The organism is Nostoc flagelliforme FACHB-838, from assembly GCF_014698065.1.
Classification (GTDB): Bacteria; Cyanobacteriota; Cyanobacteriia; order Cyanobacteriales; family Nostocaceae; genus Nostoc; species Nostoc flagelliforme_B.
The window spans coordinates 1-15,901 of record NZ_JACJSI010000139.1; the positions used below are offsets into that span (position 1 = coordinate 1).

Consider the following 15,901-nt stretch of genomic DNA (forward strand, 5'->3'; position numbering starts at 1 on the left):
CGCTACCGTAGGGAAAGGGCTTTCACCTCAGCACTTGAGGGGTAGGATTTACACCTACATTATTAATCAGTTGTCTAGGCTTGAACCTAGCAGTCAATCCCCTAGACCCATACAGGTACTAGTTTCTGACTAACGAATCGCACCCCGAAACGGTTTGTATGGGTTAGTCGCTTTCACTAACCCATTTACTCCCATCGCTGGATCTCTCACTACTTGGCGCGGCATTCCATCACTCTTCCACTGTTGCCAAAAATAGGGGGTCATGCGAAAAGGACGGTTATCTTTGTCCTGACACACCAATGTTTTCTTTGGGGTTTTGACACAAAAGTAGATGCGATCGCTGCTTGTTCCTTGCCACGCCATCGCCGCCGAGCTAATGCCCACAGTCAAACTCAGCCCAATTGCAACAGCTTTCTTGTCCATTGATAAGCGACCAAACCACAACATTAAACCCGATTGTTGTGACTCGGATAACTGTTTATGTTTGTCGGTTAAATAATTCATTTCCTCTGACTACCACCAAATAGAAAAATCATTAATAGTGCTACGAATATCGCCACACCTGCACCACTGCCCCAACTGGAATAATCAGCAGTTTTGGGCTGATACATCTTTTCAATTGAAGCATTAGCTGTACTTGTAGAAGTTCTCGCTTCATTCCACTCACCCAACGGGTCAGAAAGCGCACACAATAACGCCAGTGATGCACTGCAACCAGTCATTAAATTAGTGACGAAATTATTGAACCCTTCACCTGTTGCAGTGGCAGTAAAATACAGGTGTGCAGTGCCAACAGCAAGAAACATTCCAACTGGATGAACTTGCAATAGATGAAAGGTAAAAATAACTGCACTGTTTAAACAACTGCCAGCGACAATTTCACAGGCATTACCAGCACGTCTAAATGTTCTACCCCGGTTATTTTCTGGCAGTGGTGGTAACTGTTCGGGTTGTTGATGCTGCTTAGTTGATTGTGGTGTTTGTGCCAGCCCTTCATGCAAAAAAGGGCTGACGCTATGAGGATCTTCATTTCGTTTCCTTACTAGCATCAGCCTTGCCTTTTAACTAATAGTTATCTATCGCCCAACTTCTGCCACAAGTTACCCAACATTGCACCCCAACCGCGAACTGTTCCTGTTGCAGAAACACTAGAAGATGGTGCATGATTTTGGGATTGATATGGTATCACTTCCTGCGGTGTTTGGTTCGGCTCTAGCGCTCGTGAACCATACCGCGCACGGGCTAAAAGTTGTTGGCGTTTCTCTCTCAATCCCGTAGTAATTGCTTGCCTTTCGGCTTGTACAATCTGCCTATTTTCTATGCCGCTAATCTTGTTTTCATGCCGCCAAAGTTCAGCTTGTAAATCTTGATGTAATTGGGCTGCAACTTCAGTTAAAGCGTGTTTACGTTTCTGGTCAATCCGCAACAAGTCGGCTCTATCTTGGGCATCTATTTTACTCATCTCGCTGTCAAATTCAGCGTTAACTTTACGGATTTTACCAATTGCACCCGCAACATGAGATCCGTATTGTTTACGAAGTTCAGTCCAAGTCACCTGACCTTTTGTTAACTTCTCCATCGCCTCAAAGACGACCTTGGCATTGTCCAGAAATGGTTCTAATCGGTCAGATAATTCTTGGGCATTATTCGCATAATCGGCAAACTGTTCGAGCTTATTTATATCAGAGAGATAGCCCAGAATATCAGACTCAAATCCTCCCCAGGATTGCGCTTTCTCGTCAATATGGCTTGCATGACCAACTACCGGATTATGTATTGCAAAGTCCATTAGTTACACTCCTAAAATGATATCTTGACTATATAAGCTTGATATTTCATCGCTGATACTTCAACTGATTGACAATTGCCTCAATCAGCCCTAGATGTTCCCCAATTAAAAGGTTTTCGTTGATATCCTTCATAACTGGGGTCATTCTCTGCTGTGCTTGAGAAGCTGGATAGCTACCCACCATTTTGATTTCTGTTTGCAGCAAGTTATTTGTTAACGAGTGAAGTAAGAAAAGCTTTTCAAGGCGATTTAGTTCTTTAAAAGTGCTACCAAATTCTTCTTGTAATTCATCCAAAAGCGAACCATCCCCCGTTGTGAATGAGCAGTAATATCCGATTGGTTTAGCCATCCTATTTAATAAATACTCCGTTGACTTTGGCAGACTTCCACCCCTCTAATACCTTCCAGCACTTCATTGATTGTGTTGATAGCATCACCTAAAAACACATCATTAGTAGTAGAAAAATATCGTGACTGTTCAATCCTTTTAAATTCATTGGAATTATTTACTTTCATCAGTTCGGATAAACAGTTTTTGAGAGTTGAGGTCAATTGTTGGTTGTTCATGATACCTCGTAGCTTGATTTTTGAAACTAGAAACTAATAAATAACTGCTGAAGAAAAGGATAGTGAAGATAAGTGCGATTGCAGTGGTTTTATATGCTCTCTCGATACGTGCAATCGCGCCTAGCAATACTAAGAATCCGTTAGTTCGTTGCTCGATGAGAGCAGCAATTTTGGGTCATTATCCCAAGCCTCGATTTGTTGAACTTCTTGTGTCAGATGGGCAGTAGAAGCGCTTTTAAAAGATGTTAGAAGTTTTGGTGCGGTTGTTCCTAAGTCACCCTTGCTAAGGCGCATCATCACACCTTGAACTACCTTTGCACCAATGTAGTTAACCATCTCATTTTCAAGATTCACAATGACCGAATCAAAGTCCCCTGCCACTTGTTCACCCACATTTTGACCTGCTGCTTCACTTGCCGAAGTTGGTTGCTTTTTATCGGTTGCTTTCTTGTAGCTCATAATAATCCTCCATGTGATTTTTTATTCTTGAAACTGCGCCTTCGTATTGAAAGCGCTCAACTAATTGCTGAAATTGAAATAAAGCCTCGATAGTTCCTCGGCTGTAGTATTGATTTCCTGAAATAAAGTCAAAGTTTTTTGGTTGTGTTAGGAGAAGACATTTTAAATATCTCCAACAAGTAATTCGACTGATATTAAGCAACTCTCTGACTCTTTCACTGCTTAACCCATCTATGTCAGAAGGAAGTAGGGTTGCTAAGTTTTTTGTTTTTATCTGGTTAAAGTCTGCAACAAGCATGAATAAAGTGTGAAATATTTCATATTTGTTTATCGGATGTTTCACACTTCAAATAATAAAAAAACCCGCACGAAGCGGGTATACAAAATAGTGACAAAAATTTCCTTTAATTTTTAAAAAAAATGGCGTAATTGATTGACCCTAGTTCTTCCCATTCTTTATCAATTCTCTCCAAAATCCATTTCACGTAGTTTGGAGTTTTACACATCCAATTACGGATTGTCCGGGGGTCACGGTCAAAAAATCCACTCAACATTCCTTTTAGGCGACTTTCTTCAGTGCGATCGCCTTTCGCCCATTTGCACACGAATTCGAGTAAAGTCATAGTTGCCCTCCATTGGCTCAATCTTTGGTGGGTTGGAAGCTCCCCGGTGTCGCAAGTACCGGGGGCAATTTGGGTATATTATCATGTTTTTGAGTTTCTAGGATAATTGTGCCACCATTTAGGGTAGAATGAATGCTACAACAGCAATAAAAGTTATGAAATGGCTTATCAGTTTAATCTGTCCTACTACTACATAACTCAAGAACACGATGATTACTTGACTGCTTTTAGCGAGGCTTCTGGCGACAGCCGCCAAACCTTAATCATGCAATATGTGCGTGGTTGGCTAGGTCGAAATCGCTCTTACTATGAAGCTTTGGCAAGATTGGACGTTGCCAAAAGAGGGATAAGTATTGATGAGTGGGTCAGTACAGTTGTTAGTCAAGGATTCGATGCCTTGCCTGATTACAAGCAGCCAATAATAGATGGGGAAATCTCCCAAAACCCGCTAGGGCATATAATTCTGCCTAGCAATACTATCAAGCGAGAGAGCAACTATATCTCGCTAACTAAACAGAATTTTGTTTTGTTGAGAACCGCCATTCACTTTGATGGAGGGCGGATTGCTCATTTTATCTCTAAGGTCATTTACGAGCATCTGTTAAGAAACTGGCAGGCACTATATGCCAACCAAGTCTCGGCAGAAACATCAAATAACTGGTTATTAGGAGGAGAAAAATGATAACTACACCAACAAATGAACTAACGAAAGAGCAAATACAGAAAGCAATTGACTTGATAATCGACCGGATGCCTCAACAGACAGAACTACATCAGGAAGCCCTGACAGCATTCCGACAAGGCAACTATGCATTAGTTAAACGACTTGCTGCATTCAATCCACTTGATCGATATTGCAAAGCATTGAGTTTCATGGGCGGAGCATTTAATCCGCAGGCTATAAGCTCCGGGAACACCTTCACGATTCTCAATGAGAGCATTCTAAACGTGGCTGAACTCGCCAAAGAGCGCACAGCTACAGAGCTTGGCGCAGATATTGCACAAATATTTAGTTGATACTGAAGTGCGATCGCCATTGTGACTCCTAACAGCGATCGCACTTCAGTAGGTTGAAATATTTTCAAAAAATAAATTGATTACATCACAAAATAAGAAAAAAAGACAGAAAAGCTTTTCAGTACAGTGATACAAAACAAGAAAAAAGCAAAAATTAACGCTCCCTTTTTGCTCTCAATCTGTTAAGCTAGTTTTCAATTAGTATGCAATCTTATATACACAAAAAAAGATTGCTCTTTTCATAAGCCTGTATCAGAGGCGAAAAAAGCAACTAACCAAAAAATATTAAAAGTTTAATTTAGTCAATGGTATCACATTGATTGTCGGAGTTGTAAGGTTAATTGCATTAATTTCTCGCTCTTTGGCAGGCTACAAACCCTCGCTTTAAAAGGTTGTAGTCATGACAGATACATTCACTCCGATCGCCACTTTTGACATCCGCAACTTCCAAGACCAACTAGAGCCAGCCAAGGAGAAGGGCAAGTACATATGCCCAGCTTGCGAGGGGCATAACCTATCCATTGTCCCAGAAACCGGGAAGTACAGATGCTTCAATAATTGCGAGTGCAAAGATATCCGAGAGGCGATAAAACCTTGGAATGAAGTGCTGGCGGAGCGACAAAAGACTAATTTCAATGCAGCACCAAACAAAAACCCAATCAAAGCTAAGACGGTCAAGCCCAAAGCAACATCAATCCCCCTTGACTCAAGCTTGGTGATGTTGACCCAAGCGGCGACTGACATACCCCAAACTCAAAACATAACTTGCAAGCTCCCAAAGGGAATACCAGGGAATGCAACACAAACAATCTATCCTTACTCACAAAGCCAATGGGTAATTCGCTATGAATGGGCGGATTACATCAAAGAGAAGGGTTATGATAAGTCCTTCCGCCAATGGCACAGGCTCCCGGACGGCACACCAGAGATGAGAAAAGGGGATGAACCCTGGAAAGCTTACCGCATTGATGAAGCGATCGCTGCTAGTAAATTGATGCAGGGAACCCCGGCACTACTCCAGCATGAAGGTGAGGGATGCGTAGAAGTTGGTCGCTCACATGGTCTTGCTGGGATTACGTTTCAGGGCAGTGGATGGGATAAGAAAACAATCACCCCAGAATATCAACTCCTGAAGGAATCAGGCATAGGATTAATTGTTTTTCTGCACGATGCTGACGACACTGGCTTAAAGAAACTCCAGACCTGCCAGGACTGTGCCGACGAAGTGGGAATTTCATTGATCGGAATTAACCCTCACGACATCTGCCCCGATTTACCATATAAATCAAGTGATATCAAAGAAATCTTGGCAAAGATGGATGTAATAGAGTTTATCCATAAATTAGAAAAGCAGATCCACGCTGCCGTTGCAGAGCGTGAGCAACAGGCTCTTGTAAATGTCATTGATAGTGGTGATGACCAAAATCCTGTTGTAGCCTTTACCCAGCAAGCTTTTCAATCTCTTTATGGGGATAAAAACTGGATGTGCGTTGCAGATAAGCTTTACTGGCATACTGGCAACCACTATAAACACTCTCCAGACTCTAGAGAAATTAAGCGAATAACTGACTTCTGTAACTCCTTTGCAGTTGAAAATGAGCAAGGTAAAAAATCCTATCCCTACGCCTCACCCAGTTCGGTTAAGAAGGTTTTGGAATGGGCAAAGATGAGGACGGGAATTGACCCAGAACTAATTAATCCTCCTGGGGTAAATTGCACCAATGGGATAGTCAAGGTTGAGTGGGAAGGCAGAAATTTTACAGTAAGACTAGCCCCACATACACCGGAGGATTATTACATTTATGAACCATTGATTGAATATAACCCTAATGCTGACGATACATATTGTGAGCAACTTTTAGCTTGTTTAGACAAGCCACAACAAGAAATATTTCTTAGAAATATTGCTGCATCCCTTGACCTTCAAACTGTTAGAAAATTTAGAGGGAGAGAGGTAAAAGCAATGTTTGCAATTGGTCTTGGTTCTAATGGTAAAGATGCTCTGCGCGAGTGTGTATCAACGATTTACGGAAAGAATGGATTAACTTCTGTCTCCTTGGGTGACTTCCAATCCTACGACGAAGGCAGAAAGTTCGGGTTAGCTCCACTTATATATAGTCGAATTAATTGGGCTTCTGAAAACCCACAAACATCGAGGATTGACAGACTCCAAAGTTTAAAATTATTTGTCACTGGAGATACATTACACTGCGAACATAAAGGGAAAGACCATATAGAGTTTTATTCTAATGCAATAGGTATTTTCAACTTAAACGAGACTCCCGCTTTTCAAGGTGTAATACAAGCAATCAAAGACAGAATTGTAATCTTAGAATTCAAGAAAACCTTTGTAGATAATCCTGATCCAAATAACCTAAACGAGATAAAAGGCGACCCCCGATTCCGTTATGACCCAGATTTCATCAGAACAAAATTAGCTCCTGCATTCCTAAATAGAATTCTGAAGGCTCTTAATAACCTTATAGAGTCAGGCATCGATTACGAATGCACAACCGACGCTTTCCGCAACCTTCAGAAGGAAAATAATCATCTGTTTAATTTCATTGAAGATGAAAAACTGGGCTACGTCGAAGGTGGCGAGATGTCAGTAAGCGCTTTGTGGATGTTGCTGGAGAATTGGTATCAGCAGAATGGCACATTAACTATAGATGAAAACAATCGTAGGACATGGATTGACCAAGTACGCCCCAGCGACAAAAACGTGAAGGGCATTAACCAAGTCAGCGCTCGAATCGCTCAACTCTTCCCCAAGGCAGTCATCGCAAGTAGGTACTGTGATGTTCGCAAAAAGCAGATTCCAATACTGAAAGGCATCGGAATTTTGGGAACTACCCGCCCCAGTTTAGAGTCAACCCGCCCCACACCCGCCCCACTACCCGCCCCAGAAACCCAGTCACAGCAAGCAACCCGCCCCACCCGCCCCAGTTTTTCTAATTCCCAAGAAAACATTGAAAAGGAAGAGATGAAAATTGATTTACTTTCTCCTCCAATGGAAAAAGAAGAATATGCAACCCCAACTGGGGCGGGTGAGGCGGAAGTCTTACAGGATAAGGAAAATTGGGGCGGAAACTGGGGCGAAACTGGGGCGGTTAGCTCCCAAAGTGGGGCGGGTAGCTCCCAAAGTTGTGCGGAAAAGCTAGAAAGTGGTGCGGAACCCTTACAGAGCATGGAAAACTCATGCGTCACTGGTGCGTCAGAGCTAGAAAGTGGTGCGGGTGAATCCGAGGAGGTGCGATCTGACGAAGATTCCAAGGTTTTAGCCTCAGAAGCCCTAGCTTGTATCTTGGAATCCCCTAATCCAAGTTGGGAGGTGGTTAAGGATATTTTGAGTGAAATGGAAATTCTTTCTTACTCGGAACTACACGGGTTTTTGACCTTGGGTGAATTCGCGCAACTTGAGATGCTAGTACCAGCCGCCGAGAGGGAGGTTCACTTTGGCTCATAAAAATGGGTGGTCACTGCCACCCGTTAGCTTACTGTTTTATAAAAAAACTACTTAAGGGTATCCGCCGTTCGCTATATTTACCCCAACAAACGGAATTGTTTGTTGGGAACTCGGTTAAAGTGCGATCGCTGAGGTAGTGTTTTCAAGTCGGCTTTCTGCCCGGTTAAGTTCTCGTAATCACCGCGTTACAATCTAGTTCAAAACGAAATTCTGTATGCTGACTGAACAAAACAAAGCCCTCGTTCTCCAGTTCTACAAAGCTTTTGACGATCACAAAATGGAGCAAGCCTTAGAGCTTTTGGCTCCAAACTTTGTTGCTCATCTAGGGGGTATAGCAGAGCCATTGGACGGAGAAGGGTTTAAGCAGTTTGGGATGTCGTTTTATTTAGCCTTCGGTCAGGGACAGCACATTTTTGATGAGGTTATTGTTTCAGGCGATAGGGTTGTAACGTATGGAAAATTCACAGCCACACATCTTGGAGAATTTCAAGGTCTTCCGCCAACAGGTAAACAAATCAATTTGTCGATCATGCACATCGATCGAGTCGAGGATGGAAAGATCGTGGAGCATTGGGGGCTAGGCGATGCACTCGGATTGATGCAGCAGTTAGGGATTGTTTTCTTACCCGCTCCGAAGCTACTACCATATATTCTGAAAGGAGTTGTATCCAAACTGTTTAGGAAAGCCTGAAAGTAGTTGCCAGTGGCAGAACAACCCGCTTAGCACTCGACTGCTGACAGATGCTTGGTTGAGTCGGAGAGGTTGCTAGCATCGGGTGAAGCGGAACGTTATACTGCTAAAATTCCGATGAGAGGTTAATTTATACCTGTCTGCAACTTAATAAATTCAGCCATCAATGATTTGTGCTGAGTATTCCTTAACCAAAAACCTATGATTCGACTGATTACGCCCAGTGACACACCTACCTTGATCGCTTTGGCGGAAGCGTCTGGGTTATTCGAGCCAAATCAAACCGAGGAACTCGCCCAAATGCTGGATCAGCACTTCAATAGCGAACTGGAGAGTCAAGATTTGTGGTTTACCGACGACGATAATGGGGTAGTAGGCGTGGCGTATGTTGCGCCGGAACGAATGACCTCAGGGACATGGAATCTCTATCTGATTGCTATTCACCCGGATCGTCAAAGACTTGGGCGTGGTGGTGTCCTGCTTCGTCATGTTGAACAAGTACTGGCAGATCGCGGTGAACGTGTACTGTTAGTGGAAACGTCCGGTCTTGAGAGCTTTGAATATGTCCGATCATTTTATCGAAAGAATGGTTATGACGAGGAAGCTCGGATTCGGGAGTTTTACAAAGCAGGAGATGACAAGATCATTTTCCGTAAAGCATTTGGGAAAAGCGCTGCATAACAATCCGCTTGCACACGGAACGTATCAAGTTACACGTTAGGGCTATTACGTGTAATGCAGCCGCGAACTACTCTACTTACCAAACCTGATAGTCCAGCAGTCATCTTGTAAATCCGGCGGCAGTTCTGCTGGAAACTCATCAGTGGCATCTATCATGACGCTAAAGTGTTGAGAGGCGTTTTTTCCTAACCTCTTGATTTCACGCAGCCATTTTGTAAGGTTCTTACCCATAAAATCAGGATTAGAGGTATCGAGAATTAACAGACGTACTCCGCTATTCGCCATCCGTCGCAACCGTTTCTCAATTTGCTTAGATGTAATTGATGAAGGTTTGATGCAGTAGGGGTCAGCAACATTGAAACTCATGACAGCTACACTGTATCGACCTTCTTTTATTGCATCGCCATTATCAATACTGCCCATGAAAATGAAAACTTCATGGTGAGGGGGGCAGGATTCGTGATCGACAACGTTCAAAACGTTAGCGGCCATTTCGCTGTTTAGATATTGATGAGTTGTCTCTTCATCCAGCCACTTTCGTTCCAAGCCCATCTTTTTCTGGGTAAATGAATTCATCAATGTCTGGGCGAAACTCTCCAACATTAACTAAGGCATACCCTTTGCCAAACTCGTGTTTCATGAAGTGTATCTGCTTAAACGCCTTCGCCACAAAACTTGTATCAAAAAGTACTTGTGAGCAGAAGTCATTTAAAGCTTGCTGCAAAATTGAAATGGAATCCACAATAAACAGGACTGTACTTGAAGTTAATGATAATAACTCATTCTAGTATGTCCGATTTTGGGGTAGACATAGCTCACCCCTAGCTCATTATCAATTTCATTTTTTTTATTGACTGGTTTTATCGTCATTCTTCTTGACTGCCACAAATTGGTAGACGCTAGAGAGTTCGTCAAAAAAACTTCGTATGCGAACTAAAAACTTACCCTAATGGCAGAATTATGGCAAATTTATGGAAAGTCAAAAATTGGCTCCCATTATGGCTGATTTATGGCATCTCAATGGCATCTCAATGGCAAATGAATGGATTTTTGAAACCTCAATTCTCAACTAATTATCACTATTGAGAATTAGGGTTAAAACTGGCAGAATTATGGCATTTGAATGGCATTTGAATGGCAAATCAATGGAAAATGCGAGAATTTCAGCATTTTTAAATATCACAGTGATATTATGCTCTGAGAAAAGAATAATATGATTTTTTGACGCACAGTACGCCATAATTGGCGGAAAGTTTTTTTTGACAAATAGTGATGACAAGAGTGAATTTCAAATCACTTGAATCAACAAGAACTACTAAAAACTACGTTAGTACTACAAAAGGGAGTGTACAGTTCACTACTAGGACGCTGACAAATAAATACTCAAATCCAGATCAAAATTGCGCTGTTGCTTTAGTGGAGCAATTGCAGCATATTCCTAATGTACAGGCGGCATTTGACTCGGACGATATTTGGTTTTGTATCAGATGTAAGTTGATTTCGGTTAAATATAAACTTTTGTAAATAGCATAAATTCCTGCGAAAATTTGAAGTTTTGGAATGATGTCACTATAGAGACAAAAACCAAGTGAGACCAGAGAATTCAAAGTCTAATACTAGACAACACAACTTTATCAAAGTTAAATTCCATAATTATAAGGAGATTATCATGGCAAGAAAGTTATCAGGTATAGTTTTCATCGATGGGACAGATGATGAGAACTGGCCTTTCGATGATGAACATGTTTCAAGATCATTCCCTCTGAATGCAACCCTTGATATTGATCAGCCAGCAGTTGCATTAGATATTCCAGATGTAAGATGGGGAGGCGAGTGCCGTGTCGAAGTCCGAGTGACTGCTAGAGCTGTAGGTCGAGGAGAAATCCAAATTGAGGGGAATGCAAAATTATTTGAAGGTACCTCTGAAAATACATCAGACTTAGAAGACGAAAAGGTAGTTACTTTTCTTGTACCAAGGACTACAGGGAAAAACCCTAACGCTGCTAACCATAATATTCAACTGAGAAATGCTGGAGTTGGAGGAGGAGATCATGCTGAAATTGGCTTCTCACTTACAAACGCTGTACTCGAAGAGGATTAGTACGCAATAAGCAGGGCAGCCCCCTGGCTGTCTTAATAGTTATATCGTTTATTCCAAAAAAGCTGTTCTTGATCCAATACCTTTGGCAAAAGAGAGTATGAAGAGATAGGGCGCTCTGTAGTAGGGGGTAAATGAGCAATCGCACAGCGTAACTTTCTGTTCGATTGCTCATTTACCCCCGGGTATGATTCTTAACTCAATAACCCACAACCGATTACAACATGAAATCATTCTTTTATTCTTGCGTTTCAAAGTTCAATATGAGGAAAAAGTCAATTCTAACTCTATTGTTATCATTGCTGTTCTTGTGTGCTTTAGGAGTCTCGTCTGCTAAAGCAGTTTCGTCTGTCTTAGCAAACAAGACTGCTTTAGTAGGATCATCGGATAGTTTGCAGACTGTTACCAGTAATATTGTCAATAATTCAATTTTATGCGGTGGGACAACAAGTCCAGGAAATACTAATTGGAAAGTTTACGATCCCTATAGTATCTTTGTTGAGATTGATACATCGTCCTGCAATTTCACGAATTTACCACTATACACAACATCACTTGGCGGTCTAAGTGAGCATTACGTAACTACTGGTGCTACTTCTATATACCATGCAACCAAAACAGGATTTGTAATATACGTAAGAAGAGCATTTCCAGTTATACCGATAGACCCTGTATATGCGAATGACGCTGGCAGACAATGGGTGATTAATTGGGTTGGTATAAGAAGCTAAATATAACCCACTTTCCCGCCTTACCCACCGCAAAATAGACCTCTATCGCTCTCGCCAGTGCTAGAGCTATTTTCATGCATATCTTCTTGCATGCACTGCTGCTCATAAAATGACCGCGCCAAATCATCCGAAATAGCTAAAAGCTCCGTATAGTGCGACCAACTCAATTTGGGTAGCCGCCGAGATACCGATACCGTTGGCGAATGTAATATATAGTTGTATTTGAAAGTATTATGTAAGCTCAAACCTTCAATCTGCGGTTGCAGCTTTTAGTTGTAACACTTTTGTTTATGCGTTTGTAACACTTTCGCCAACAGTATCAGATACCCGCAAAATGGGACACGTTGTAAAGTTTTGTAACGCAGATAGATGTTTGGAAACCTTTGATTTGACGTTGTTTCAATACTGGATTGAGCGTGTCCTCTCTTGTGAAAACATTCCCTAAAAAGGTCATTAATGGGCAGTGTAAGGGACGAAAAGGCGTAAAAACTTGGTTTTAGCGTGCAAGATTTTTATTTGCCCTATATGCCTGGGGTTCTTCGCCAAGATTCCGCATGACGAACACAGCGTTTTGCTGATCATCAGCGTAAACTAACCCCCTTTTATGCAGAAGTTGCACAAAGTTTGATGGTATCCCCCGTTTCTGGGTCAGGTAGTTGGAGACAAAAGACCATTTGGTTTTATCTTCAACGGGTAGCTGAAACGGGGTTCGTGGTTCTAACTGGATAATCTCAGCAGCCACTGTTTTAGCTTTAGCGATCGCTGCTCGTTCTGCCCCAGCTTCCCCAAATCGCTCATGCAACCAGACAACCGCCTGCCGTAGATTGCAGTCATTAACGTGCATCACCAAATCAATTGCACCACCGCCACCTTTCTGTTCAGCAGGGGCGAAGTCGTAAAACTTGGGCCCATCTATATTAATGATGTGTCCGTGACCCTTCCATTTTCCTTGGCTATTGTGTAGCCCCAATTCCCAAGCCACATCAACAAGTGGCAAGTCGCGCAGTTGTTGGGTTTTCAATTCCAGCGATCGCACAATTTCTTCTAGCCGTTGTCGTTCCTTCTCGCTGGCCCTAGCCCGTTGCTCCGCCCGTTCTAGTCGCTCTTGCATGAAAGCGCGGTCAGCCAGTTGGTGGTTGATGGCGTGGAATTGGTCATCATTCTGAATCCGGGCAACGTAATTTGTAGCTGATTCAAAAGGTTCGGGTTCAAGTTTTTTATTCGACCAGACGGCAGTGAGTGGTTCACTATTAACCGCTTGGTAATATTCCTTTACTTTGGTGTGGGTTGCCTTACTGCCCTTAACCCCTCGTTCAATGCCCAAAGGAGCGAGTGCAGCAGCATAGCTATCTTGCAACTTGGATAACTTAATGCTGGCAGCACGACCATTACCCCCAAACATTTCTTTGTGGCTTAACTGCAAGGTTTTCTCGTTGATGGGTACGACATAGGCATGAATGTGGGGAGTAGCTTCATCCAAATGCAATTCTGCCCTGACGCACTTATCACCATAGTTGTTGACTAGCCAACTGCGAGAAGCCTTAACAAAGTCCAACATTCGGGGATTATCCCATTCCCCCGCATTTGATGGATTATCGGGGCGAAAATATTCTGGGGATGCTGAAAGAAAAATATCGCTACACAGCACGGCATCCTTGCGCGGTTTGTGTAAAGTTGTCTTGGCTATCTTGTTTTTCACCAAAACTTCAAGCGGTGAATCATCCTCCATGCCAATCAGCCGGATATTTTTTTTAGTGGTGTCGGCATTTGGGGTATCTTGTAAACGTGCGGTATGCTTCTCGCTGCCGCCAATGTTGCCGAAAGACTTGAGTTTTTCAACGCGCAGAATCGCTAAAGCCACCATTCTTTTTTCTCGGATTTTACAGTTGTGCCATCATCGGTGCAAACTCCCCGCAGGGGCGAACGTAACTTCTGCGTCTTGAGCGAAGCGAAAGATGGGCGCAGCCCACCCGCAGGGCGCAAAAGTGTAGTGAGTACACCACCAACATGGTACACCGAAGCGAAATTCTGCGGCAACAGCACCTACTCCCACTGCAAAGCGACCTCTTGGCACAAATATGGAGCAACTCAGCACAATTAACGTGCAAATTGGCACAATTTGGTCAGCTGAAATCAGCATTTAGGGTCATGAACCGAGGTGAATCACGAGTGCCAGGTTGTGCTAAATTGGTGCAATATCTGCACTATATAGTGCCAATCTGCTCTAAATCTGCACTAAGATCAGATCATCGTTTTAACCAGCTTTTTGCATGACTGACATTTACCTCAGCGTGGACGTTGGTGGGTCGCAAACTAAGATTATTTATCAAGTGGATGACCAGACTAAACCAAATTATGTTCTGCTGCCACCAGCGATAGAAGAGATTACTAAGGATAAACTTAATTTTTTCATGGAACGCTTGGGCTGGATTGGTAGCCCTTCACCAGATCAACAACTGTGGGTTGAGTGGAATAACAGAGTGGTGGTGTTGGGTGAGTTCGCGGCTAACTTTGATGCGCTTGACCGCATTAAGGAACTTAAATATGAGAATGCCTTGTGGAAGGTACTGGGGGCTGTTGGCTTAATTGTTGAACTCAGCTTAGTTAAGGTGACGGCGAAAAAACAAATTAACTTGGAGTTGGCGTTACTTCTGCCGTGGAATGAGTACAGCGATCGCCGGCGCTTTGAAGAACAGTTACGGGTAATGCTGGCGGATTTTACGGTACGCAAACAATATTTAAAGGTGAACTTAAAGCGTTTCTTGTGCCGTCCTGAAGGTGGGGGATTAGCAGCACTGCGAATCAAACAACAGGGGGTAGACTGGTTACGCACTTCCCAATTGGCGGTATTAATGTTCGGTCACAGGAACACGACAGCACTTTATTTTGACCGGGGGCAACTGAAGCTGGGGGATAGTCCACTGCTGGGCTTTGCCAATATGTTGGATATCGTGCTGGATATGACGAGTGGTTTAGACCGAGAGCGTTTAGCTTCGGCTATATTTGATGCACGCTACACGATTATTAATAAGGTCTACAACAAAAACCGTAATCACTCGGCACGCCCTGATTGGATAAGTTTTGACCAAATACAAGCCTTAGCAAGTGCCAAAGACACCAGTTTAAGAGAAAAAGAAATTTCTCATATTGTTGATGCAATTAGAATAGCAACAGCCCAATATTGGGATAAGCTCAATCGGTGGATGGACAAAATATTACCTAGACCGTTGAACGAGGTAATCATCGGTGGAGGTGCTGCTTACCATGTAGAAGTTGAGTTGGAGGCGTATTTCAATTGTGCATGGGAACTCGAAAAGAATTACAGTTATGATCCAGTGAGAACTGGTAAATACATCCCCAAAGACGACAAATTGCCAATGATACCGATGGTTTGGGGTAGCGGTTTTATAACTCAGGTGCAAGAAACTTTTAATTTAGATTCAGAGCAAACGTATAGGTATAGTACCTCAGCGCGTTTGGTGGACTGCTTTGGGATGTTTGATTATTTGTTGGGGATGGAGACAAGTCAATGAACCAAAGCAAAAAGAAACGCAAGTCTTTGAGTTTGCGGCTTCAACCTTATGAGGGTGATGTTTTAGCGGAAGTTGTCGATTACCTGAACTCGTTGCCCAAGGATGAGGCACAGCGTAAGGTGGCTGATATCTTGGTGGCTGCTTTCTTGCCAGTGGCGCGATATTCGAGCGGTAATTTTACGCCAGAGCAGATCCGTTTTGCTTGCTGGGAAGCGCAGGACTCATTGAATAAACACGGTAGTTATA

General features: G+C 42.9%; 17 protein-coding genes and 1 pseudogene. 8 read left to right on the top strand and 10 right to left on the bottom strand.

Annotated elements, in window-relative coordinates:
- Positions 1 to 129: 129 nt before the first annotated feature.
- The 7 genes from H6G97_RS33060 to H6G97_RS33090 form a co-directional block, all read right to left on the bottom strand.
- A complete protein-coding gene (locus H6G97_RS33060) occupies positions 130 to 504 on the bottom strand; it encodes a hypothetical protein (RefSeq protein ID WP_190944677.1) in 375 nt (124 codons plus the stop codon).
- Entirely contained in the window at positions 501 to 1,049 is a 549-nt protein-coding gene (locus tag H6G97_RS33065) for a hypothetical protein (protein WP_190944678.1), read from the bottom strand. The genes H6G97_RS33060 and H6G97_RS33065 overlap by 4 nt, the downstream gene beginning before the upstream one ends.
- A 23-nt stretch (positions 1,050 to 1,072) precedes the next feature.
- Entirely contained in the window at positions 1,073 to 1,789 is a 717-nt protein-coding gene (locus H6G97_RS33070) for a hypothetical protein (protein ID WP_190944679.1), read from the bottom strand.
- Between the two features lie 46 nt (positions 1,790 to 1,835).
- Positions 1,836 to 2,138 (bottom strand): hypothetical protein, encoded by a 303-nt coding sequence (locus H6G97_RS33075; RefSeq protein WP_190944680.1) that lies wholly within the window; start codon positions 2,136 to 2,138, stop codon positions 1,836 to 1,838.
- A gap of 5 nt (positions 2,139 to 2,143) precedes the next feature.
- Positions 2,144 to 2,356 (bottom strand): hypothetical protein, encoded by a 213-nt coding sequence (locus tag H6G97_RS33080; RefSeq protein WP_190944681.1) that lies wholly within the window; start codon positions 2,354 to 2,356, stop codon positions 2,144 to 2,146.
- Positions 2,357 to 2,485: 129 nt separating this feature from the next.
- Complete coding sequence (locus tag H6G97_RS33085; protein WP_190944682.1) at positions 2,486 to 2,815, bottom strand: hypothetical protein; 330 nt, start codon at positions 2,813 to 2,815, stop codon at positions 2,486 to 2,488.
- Between the two features lie 404 nt (positions 2,816 to 3,219).
- Positions 3,220 to 3,438, bottom strand: a complete 219-nt coding sequence (locus H6G97_RS33090; protein ID WP_190901456.1) for a hypothetical protein — start codon at positions 3,436 to 3,438, stop codon at positions 3,220 to 3,222.
- Positions 3,439 to 3,598: 160 nt separating this feature from the next.
- Here H6G97_RS33090 and H6G97_RS33095 point away from each other — a divergent pair, with 160 nt between their 5' ends.
- From H6G97_RS33095 to H6G97_RS33115, 5 genes are all read left to right on the top strand, one after another.
- Complete coding sequence (locus tag H6G97_RS33095; protein ID WP_190944683.1) at positions 3,599 to 4,120, top strand: transposase; 522 nt, start codon at positions 3,599 to 3,601, stop codon at positions 4,118 to 4,120.
- Positions 4,117 to 4,455, top strand: coding sequence for a hypothetical protein (locus H6G97_RS33100; RefSeq protein WP_190901452.1), 339 nt, complete (start codon positions 4,117 to 4,119; stop codon positions 4,453 to 4,455). The genes H6G97_RS33095 and H6G97_RS33100 overlap by 4 nt, the downstream gene beginning before the upstream one ends.
- Positions 4,456 to 4,855: 400 nt before the next feature.
- On the top strand, positions 4,856 to 7,921 hold the full coding sequence (locus H6G97_RS33105) for a DUF5906 domain-containing protein (RefSeq protein ID WP_190944684.1): 3,066 nt from the start codon (positions 4,856 to 4,858) through the stop codon (positions 7,919 to 7,921).
- Between the two features lie 214 nt (positions 7,922 to 8,135).
- The gene (locus tag H6G97_RS33110) at positions 8,136 to 8,612 is read left to right on the top strand and encodes an ester cyclase (protein ID WP_190944685.1); all 477 of its coding nucleotides are present in this window, start codon (positions 8,136 to 8,138) and stop codon (positions 8,610 to 8,612) included.
- Between the two features lie 201 nt (positions 8,613 to 8,813).
- A complete protein-coding gene (locus H6G97_RS33115) occupies positions 8,814 to 9,293 on the top strand; it encodes a GNAT family N-acetyltransferase (RefSeq protein WP_190944686.1) in 480 nt (159 codons plus the stop codon).
- 72 nt (positions 9,294 to 9,365) lie between these two features.
- Here the strand turns inward: H6G97_RS33115 and H6G97_RS33120 are convergent, their stop codons facing one another.
- Entirely contained in the window at positions 9,366 to 9,839 is a 474-nt protein-coding gene (locus tag H6G97_RS33120) for a hypothetical protein (RefSeq protein WP_190944687.1), read from the bottom strand.
- 1,123 nt (positions 9,840 to 10,962) lie between these two features.
- On the opposite strand from H6G97_RS33120, the gene H6G97_RS33125 reads away from it, so the two are divergent.
- On the top strand, positions 10,963 to 11,394 hold the full coding sequence (locus H6G97_RS33125; RefSeq protein ID WP_190944688.1) for a hypothetical protein: 432 nt from the start codon (positions 10,963 to 10,965) through the stop codon (positions 11,392 to 11,394).
- A 1,224-nt stretch (positions 11,395 to 12,618) separates the two neighbouring features.
- Here the strand turns inward: H6G97_RS33125 and mobV are convergent.
- Entirely contained in the window at positions 12,619 to 13,986 is a 1,368-nt protein-coding gene (mobV, locus tag H6G97_RS33135; protein ID WP_277883371.1) for a MobV family relaxase, read from the bottom strand.
- Positions 13,974 to 14,159, bottom strand: a complete 186-nt coding sequence (locus H6G97_RS51915) for a hypothetical protein (protein WP_206759139.1) — start codon at positions 14,157 to 14,159, stop codon at positions 13,974 to 13,976. Before H6G97_RS51915 ends, mobV begins: the two co-directional genes overlap by 13 nt.
- 233 nt (positions 14,160 to 14,392) lie before the next feature.
- Between H6G97_RS51915 and H6G97_RS33145 the strand changes: the two genes are divergently transcribed.
- Together H6G97_RS33145 and H6G97_RS33150 are read left to right on the top strand one after the other, a co-directional pair.
- Complete coding sequence (locus H6G97_RS33145; protein ID WP_190944690.1) at positions 14,393 to 15,655, top strand: ParM/StbA family protein; 1,263 nt, start codon at positions 14,393 to 14,395, stop codon at positions 15,653 to 15,655.
- Positions 15,652 to 15,901 (top strand): annotated as a pseudogene (locus tag H6G97_RS33150) (hypothetical protein); the annotation flags it as partial. The gene H6G97_RS33145 and the pseudogene H6G97_RS33150, both read left to right, overlap by 4 nt.

Bases quoted from the DNA above. Each gene is read 5' to 3' on its own strand.
- H6G97_RS33060 (WP_190944677.1), bottom strand. From the start codon at position 504: ATGAATTATTTAACCGACAAACATAAACAGTTATCCGAGTCACAACAA.
- H6G97_RS33065 (WP_190944678.1), bottom strand. From the start codon at position 1,049: ATGCTAGTAAGGAAACGAAATGAAGATCCTCATAGCGTCAGCCCTTTT.
- H6G97_RS33070 (WP_190944679.1), bottom strand. From the start codon at position 1,789: ATGGACTTTGCAATACATAATCCGGTAGTTGGTCATGCAAGCCATATT.
- H6G97_RS33075 (WP_190944680.1), bottom strand. From the start codon at position 2,138: ATGGCTAAACCAATCGGATATTACTGCTCATTCACAACGGGGGATGGT.
- H6G97_RS33080 (WP_190944681.1), bottom strand. From the start codon at position 2,356: ATGAACAACCAACAATTGACCTCAACTCTCAAAAACTGTTTATCCGAA.
- H6G97_RS33085 (WP_190944682.1), bottom strand. From the start codon at position 2,815: ATGAGCTACAAGAAAGCAACCGATAAAAAGCAACCAACTTCGGCAAGT.
- H6G97_RS33090 (WP_190901456.1), bottom strand. From the start codon at position 3,438: ATGACTTTACTCGAATTCGTGTGCAAATGGGCGAAAGGCGATCGCACT.
- H6G97_RS33095 (WP_190944683.1), top strand. From the start codon at position 3,599: ATGGCTTATCAGTTTAATCTGTCCTACTACTACATAACTCAAGAACAC.
- H6G97_RS33100 (WP_190901452.1), top strand. From the start codon at position 4,117: ATGATAACTACACCAACAAATGAACTAACGAAAGAGCAAATACAGAAA.
- H6G97_RS33105 (WP_190944684.1), top strand. From the start codon at position 4,856: ATGACAGATACATTCACTCCGATCGCCACTTTTGACATCCGCAACTTC.
- H6G97_RS33110 (WP_190944685.1), top strand. From the start codon at position 8,136: ATGCTGACTGAACAAAACAAAGCCCTCGTTCTCCAGTTCTACAAAGCT.
- H6G97_RS33115 (WP_190944686.1), top strand. From the start codon at position 8,814: ATGATTCGACTGATTACGCCCAGTGACACACCTACCTTGATCGCTTTG.
- H6G97_RS33125 (WP_190944688.1), top strand. From the start codon at position 10,963: ATGGCAAGAAAGTTATCAGGTATAGTTTTCATCGATGGGACAGATGAT.
- mobV (WP_277883371.1), bottom strand. From the start codon at position 13,986: ATGGTGGCTTTAGCGATTCTGCGCGTTGAAAAACTCAAGTCTTTCGGC.
- H6G97_RS33145 (WP_190944690.1), top strand. From the start codon at position 14,393: ATGACTGACATTTACCTCAGCGTGGACGTTGGTGGGTCGCAAACTAAG.